Source organism: Streptomyces sp. NRRL B-1347 (assembly GCF_000720325.1).
Classification (GTDB): Bacteria; Actinomycetota; Actinomycetes; order Streptomycetales; family Streptomycetaceae; genus Streptomyces.
Window position 1 is genome coordinate 1 of sequence record NZ_JOJM01000140.1, and the last position, 6,199, is coordinate 6,199.

Sequence of the window (6,199 nt, forward strand, 5' to 3'; positions counted from 1 at the left end):
TAGGCCCGGACCATCCCGTACGACACCTCGACCGCACCGTGCTCGTCAACGAGCCGGTCAAAGATCCGCTTCACCGTGTGCCGCTGCTTGGGCGGCGCCGGTCCCACCGGGACATCACCCCGGCCTGGATGGATCTGGCCGTCCCGGCGATGGCTCTGCCGCCGGGCAGCGTGCTCGATGGGGAGATCTGTATCTGGAACGGCGGCGCGCTCGACTTCGGCGCGGTCCAGGCCCGCGGCGCCTCTACACCCGCCCGGGCCCGGGAGCTGGCCTCCAGGCTCCCGGCCTCCTACCATCTGGGATCTGCTCAACCACCCCCTGCTGGGGGACATCCGCCCCCGTCCGTACACCGAACGGCGCGGCCTGCTGCTCGATCTCGTGGCCGCGTACGGGGTCGGCCCGCCCCTGCAGGTGGTGCCTGCCACCGACGACTACGACACCGCGCTGCTCTGGTACGAGGCTCTGGTGGAACAGGGCCTGGAGGGCTTGGTCGCGAAGCGCGGCTCGGATCCCTACCGTGCCGGGCGGTCGTGGGTGAAGGTCCGTCATGCGGATGTCGTCGACGGTGTGGTCGTGGGCTACACCGGCCCCGCAGCGCGGCCGCGCACGGTCGTGGTGCGCCTGCCCGATGCCCGCCTGGCCCTCTCCCAGACGCTGCCCGGGCCGCTGGCTGCGGCCCTCGGCATCCACCTGCGCGGGCTCGGCCCCGGCGCCAGCGCCCGCCTCCCGACCGGCGAGCCCTACACCGCCGTCGATGCGGGCCCGCTCGTCGAGGTGGCGGCCGGCACCACCCGCCATCAGACCGTCACCGTCACCCGGCTGCACTGACTCCCATCTCCCAGTCGGCCAGGCGGGGGCCCTCGTCCACGGTGTAGCCCGGGTGGTCGGGCTCCACCCGGTCCAGCCGGAACTCTGGATGCTCGTGCCGCACCGGGCCGGACAGCAGGGAGAGGAGCAAGCCCATGTCGATACCGGCACCTCGGCGTGCGTGGGCCCTGGCCTCGGCGAGGCGCCTATGGCCGCGAGGGGCTAGCGGCCGGAGGTACAGCGGCCCCTCCGCCTTGATCGCAACGTCGCCGTGGCGCGCGTAGAGGCGGTCCAGGTCGCGGACGGCCCGCTGGCGCTGCCGCTGGACCAGGACCTCGTGCACCTCGTTGAGGCCCGCGTCCTCCTGCTTCTCAAAGCGCCACGCCCGGCTCCAGGCGTCCTCCCACGCCTTCTGGTCCTCGGCAGGCACCTCGCAGGCCCGCAGGAACGCCTGGAACTGCCGGAGGCTGTGCGGCACGGTCTGCCTGTTCACGATGCGATGCGCGGAACTGCGCGGCAGCGCGCCGAAGCCGCCCGCCCGTTCCTCCATGGTCCGCAGCGACGGAGCTCCCGCCTCCTCGTAGAGGTCCCGCAGTGCCGCGCTGAGGTCGGCGAAGTCGCGGACCAGCGCGGGGGCCGGCGCGGGTGGGCGGCTGTGCGGTGCGGCGGCGCGGACCTGCTCACGCCTGGCCTTGCGCCACAGCCTGCGGGCCTGCTCCGGGGAGCCGTCGCACCCGCGGGCGTAGGCGAGGACCGCCACGATCTGGGGCACCGAGTCGCCGGAGGCGACGCGCTGCAGGGTCGTGGCGTGCAGGCCCGCGCGTTCCGCCAGCTTCCGGTAGGTCAGACCGGCGTGCGCGCGCAGGTCCCGCAGCCACTGCGCGAGTTCGTGCAGCGCCGCGTTGTCGGTGGTGATCTCTTTCTCGGCTCGTCCCATGACCGCCGCCTCAGGCCGCCGTCAGGGCGGCCTTCAGCGCCGCCCTGAGACTGGGGAGGGACAAGCGGGTGCTGAGGGTGATGGTGGCTCCGGCGACGAGTCCGGCACCGGCGAGCAGCCACAGGACTTCGAGACCGGGCACCCCGGCGAAGGCGACGAGGACCGCGGCGACGACGACCACCACGATGATGACGACGGCTTCGGTCCCGGTGAGGCGACGGCCACCGGGGAACGGGTGCTCCACACAGGAACTGATAGGGGAATGGTGTCTGGGCATGAGCTCTCCTGACCGAGTCGGTCCGGCAGCCTGGAAAGCCACCGGACACTGCTTCTGGCTCCAATTGGGTGCACCCACAGGGCGGTTGCCGCCGCCCTCGGCGTGGTGCGTGGACAAGATGGTGGCACCCCTTGGCCCCGCGATAGGAACGACAGGGCTGTACCCAGCGGTTTTGATGCGCGGCTGTCCGCGTCCGCCCGCGCACAAATGCGCGTTACTGCGCGGAACGCGGTGATGACCGTGAAGAGGACCCGCGTGGCCGACCTCGAAGTTGTCCTACGGGCAGGTTGCTGTCCGTGAGCGGTGGTAGTCCTCATTGATGCGCCGCTGCCCCAATCGCGGTTGCGCGCCGCACGCGCGGCTGCCACCATCCGCGCGTACGCGTCGTACAAGTTGTATGACGCGGCGTCGTCGTACGACTCGTACGACTCGGCAGACCCTGATGGCTTCTGGCTCCAACCGCTGATCAGCAGGGACTTCGAGTACCGCGTTGCCGCGCGGACTCACCGAAGGCCGACACCGTCCTGGGGTGGTGTCGGCCTTCGCGCTGTCTGCGCTGCCCGGTCAGCGGTTGTTGACGCAGGTGACCAGCCCGGCCCGGCGACCACCAGCCGCTGTTCGCGGCCCCTGCGGAACTCGGCGAGCCGGGCCCGGTCGGTGTACTCCGCCGTCGCCTGCGCTGCTCGCGTCCTCCCGGACCGCGAGTTCGCCCACTTCATCACCGTCCTCGACGAGGTGCTCACGAAGAACGCCGTGCGCGGGGACGGCCCAGGCGCCTCCTACGCGGGCCGGAAGACTGGTGTGTGCGAGCCTGGCCTTCCCCACGCACGCGTTGGCGGCGGACCGTGCGACGCCTGCGCCGCGACCCCTCCCACCAAGCGCTCGCCGCGCACCAGGCCGTCACACCTCCCAGTCGCGTCGATCCGTTGATCGCGGGCGCCGTCCCAGTGGCCGTGGCAGACGAGACACCTCGGACGCCCCATAGCCGTTGGGGGCCGTGCCTGCGTCCGCAGCGAACCCGCACCGCGCACCCCAGAGCAGGTCCTCCCAGGTCCGGCCGGCCATCGGCCCTGGAGCACGGCGGCGAACCCGGACGGCTCCCGGCCGCCCCCCCTGCATGGCCCGGGCCCGGCGGCACGGGGCCGGGCCTCGTTCTGCCCACGCTGCTCGGCGGCTTCGCGGGCCTGGTGCAGCGCGACGCGGGCGAGGCCGACGTCGCTGCGGCGCGGTCCTCTTCGCGTGGGCCCGGCGCACTACGGCGGCCGCGATGACCGGGCCTACCTGGGTGCCTTCCGCCTTCCGGTGCACCACTTCGTGCGTGCACCGGAAGGCGTGCACGTCGGCAATGCCGGATCGGCGGCAGTCGGCTCGGGTGCCCGCACTACGCCGAGCTCCAGGCTCCGGGTTGGTTCCGCCGAGAGGGCTCAACTGCGGGCGCGGTGACCGCATTCGGACTGAGGAAGGACCTTGTTGTCCTTGCCGAGGGGCGAGTCTGCGAGTCCGGCTCCTGACCAGTAGACCGCGACTGACGCCCGCTGGGATCCCGCCGAGACCGTCCAGGCCCTGCTGGCGGAAGAGGCCGCCGGCCGCGACGCGGCCAACCTCCGCACCCGCCGCGCCCGCGCTGCCTTCCCGCCCGGCAAGACTTTCCACATCTGGAACGAGGAGGCGTCCTCGATCCCGGTCCCGACGCTGCGCAGTAGCCCCGCTGGGGCGATGCCGCTGAGGCGCGGCGAGCTTGCGTCGGCGGGTTAGCAACCTCTGCGTCCTGAAAGTGCGTTGACGTCACATTTACCTCAATGGTCATGTGGTGCCTGTCCTTCACCACGGTCGGTGGCAGCCGACCACAACCTTGCGGGAACAGATGCTGAGATCACCTGATACGACACGGTTCCGTGGACGGTGGGCAGTGGCTTCGGCCGCTGCCTCGCTGGTATTCGTGGCTCTCCCAGCTTCCTCCCAGGCGCTTGAGCCTGACAACGATTTGCAAGTCGTCTCCTCTGTAGGCCCGGTTGGCGCCCCTATGCCTACCGCGAAGAGTCTGCAGGAAAGCGAGGCCGCGGCGCGCACCGCCAAGATGGATGCGACAGGCCTGCTGCAGCCTCGTGCGGCTTTGGAAACGGTCGGGCCCGCCGGCCGGTACGCACCCAAGTCGAGCGCTGCGTCGGCAACGGCTCCGGCGACTGCGTTCAAGAGCCAGGCTCGGCAGGCGGCGGCCCCTTACCCGGACCCGCCGCGCACCATGTCTGCCAAGGAATGCCTCAAGGGCCTGGGGTCCACCAAGAAGTTCTACATAAAGTCCCGCTTCGCGGTCTGCTCCGGCGCTTCTTTCAACCAGGTGTGGTTCATAAATAACCGGCCATCAGGAGAGAGCCGGATTAACTTCATAGCGGTGGGTACCATCGCTAAGGGCAGTCGGACGGTGAAAATTCGCCACCACTACCTGTTCGAGAAAACCGGGAGGACCGGGGCGCTCGGCATGATCCTCACGCCGAAGGCCACCGTGCCGCAGAAGTGGCCGGCCAGTGCCCGGATCAGTGAGGGCGGAGCCGTACCTGGCGGTCGCAGCTGGGCGAGCCTGGCCGCGGAGTCCGACCCTGGCTTCACCCGTACCCTGACCGGAAAGGCCGGTACAGGGTCTGGCCGCGATGATGCGCTCTTTGCAGTCTTCCAGCCCAAGCTGAAGCTGACGGTGACCGGAGGCTGGAAGATGACAGGGCCCCGGGAGGGCCAACCGTTCTTCCTGGCCCCGCGCTGGGACAAGGCGAAGTACCTGGCCGGGTCCACGGCGAACGGCGGCGCCACGTTCAGCTACGCGGTCCACATGCCCTTCAGCACCAAGGCCGGAGCGCCCGAGAGAGCTGCGGCTCAGCACATCAAGGACGCCTACACCAAACCCGAGAAGACGGAACCAAAAAACACCAGGAAGGACATTCCTGGCCGTACCGCCGGGAAGCCCTTGACCCGCCTCTACCACGACCAGAAACGCCGGGAAGACAACCGGAATGAGGCAATCAAGGCGTGCAAGCACAAATGGGGCCCCAACTACTCAGAGGGCGGGAAGAAACAGTGCGACGAGTTCCCCTTCTCCACCACCTATGAAGGCGCTGCACAGGCACTGAGGAAGTACGACCCGCAGGGCAGGGCCCCCAAGAAGAACTTCTCCGCCAGGCCGATCCCCAAGGACGATAACGAGGCCGGTGGCCGGATCATGAGCGGCTTCTACTCCAAAAACCGCATTATCGACGGCACCGACGACGGGTTCCTGATAAAGGTGTCCTGACCTGCACGCCCTGTGGGCGGACACCTCCGCCCACAGGAGCAGTCACACCGGCCAGAACTGCAGCAGGAATCGCTCCACTCCATGGGGCACACCCTGCTCAGCGAGGGCAGCGACCTGTTCCTGCCCCACCACGTGAGCGCGCACTCGCCATCGCTGATCGCGGACGCCGAGGGCAATGACGGTCTCGTCCGGCCCGCCGGCCGTGTGGAACTGGAGTTGCCCTGTCGGTGACTCCAGTTCCGCCTCCCCCGTTGCCTCCCAGGAAGCGTTCGGGTCCGGCTCCGGTGGCGAGTCCCAAACCTCAACAGTGAACGCAGCCGTGTGCGTATGACCGCCCGACTTGATGTCCACCCGCCCATGCTGCGCCGAGACCAACCCGTCCGCATCTTCGGGCCAGTCATCGATTGCGTCCTCGCCAGCCTCCTGCAACCAGAGCAGGAACCGCTCGATTTGGACCGGGAACTGCTCACGATGCAGCAACGCCATACCGATACTCCGCTCGCTCGGCTCACTGTCTGCCCACCATGCTTCGTAGCACATGATCTAAGAAGCAGATGCATGCGGCGGGACGAGGGCGACGGCGGCATCGGCGTGCTCGCCTGATGACCAGGGCGACGACATCACTGACCGGCGACGTGCTTCCGCGTGCAGCGCTACGCGGAGGCTGGCCTCCGATGCCCAGGCCGACGACTCCGGGCACACCGTGAGCAGGCCGGAGTCGGCGTCGTACGCCACGGCGGCCACGTGCCCGGCGCACTCGGAGGCGATAGCTGTCCACCGTTCGCGCAGCGTCGCGCCGACGGCCGGGAGCGCAGCGCGACGCGGGCCAGGTCGACGCCCGACACCTCGCCGCTCATGCCTGCCCCCACGGGGTGAAGCCGAGGTCCAGGTGACC

General features: G+C 69.6%; 5 protein-coding genes. 2 read left to right on the top strand and 3 right to left on the bottom strand.

Annotated features, from left to right (window positions below):
- Positions 1 to 378: 378 nt before the first annotated feature.
- Positions 379 to 828, top strand: a complete 450-nt coding sequence (locus IG74_RS50470; protein WP_051856664.1) for a hypothetical protein — start codon at positions 379 to 381, stop codon at positions 826 to 828.
- On the opposite strand, the gene IG74_RS48530 is transcribed toward IG74_RS50470, so the two are convergent.
- Positions 812 to 1,744, bottom strand: a complete 933-nt coding sequence (locus IG74_RS48530; protein WP_051856666.1) for a helix-turn-helix domain-containing protein — start codon at positions 1,742 to 1,744, stop codon at positions 812 to 814. The genes IG74_RS50470 and IG74_RS48530 overlap by 17 nt on opposite strands.
- 10 nt (positions 1,745 to 1,754) lie before the next feature.
- Entirely contained in the window at positions 1,755 to 1,988 is a 234-nt protein-coding gene (locus tag IG74_RS0143475) for a hypothetical protein (protein ID WP_051856668.1), read from the bottom strand.
- 2,056 nt (positions 1,989 to 4,044) lie between these two features.
- Between IG74_RS0143475 and IG74_RS52590 the strand changes: the two genes are divergently transcribed.
- Complete coding sequence (locus IG74_RS52590; RefSeq protein ID WP_158858074.1) at positions 4,045 to 5,304, top strand: NucA/NucB deoxyribonuclease domain-containing protein; 1,260 nt, start codon at positions 4,045 to 4,047, stop codon at positions 5,302 to 5,304.
- A 42-nt stretch (positions 5,305 to 5,346) separates the two neighbouring features.
- On the opposite strand, the gene IG74_RS0143485 is transcribed toward IG74_RS52590, so the two are convergent.
- Positions 5,347 to 5,790, bottom strand: coding sequence for a hypothetical protein (locus tag IG74_RS0143485; RefSeq protein ID WP_051856670.1), 444 nt, complete (start codon positions 5,788 to 5,790; stop codon positions 5,347 to 5,349).
- Between the last annotated feature and the right edge of the window lie 409 nt (positions 5,791 to 6,199).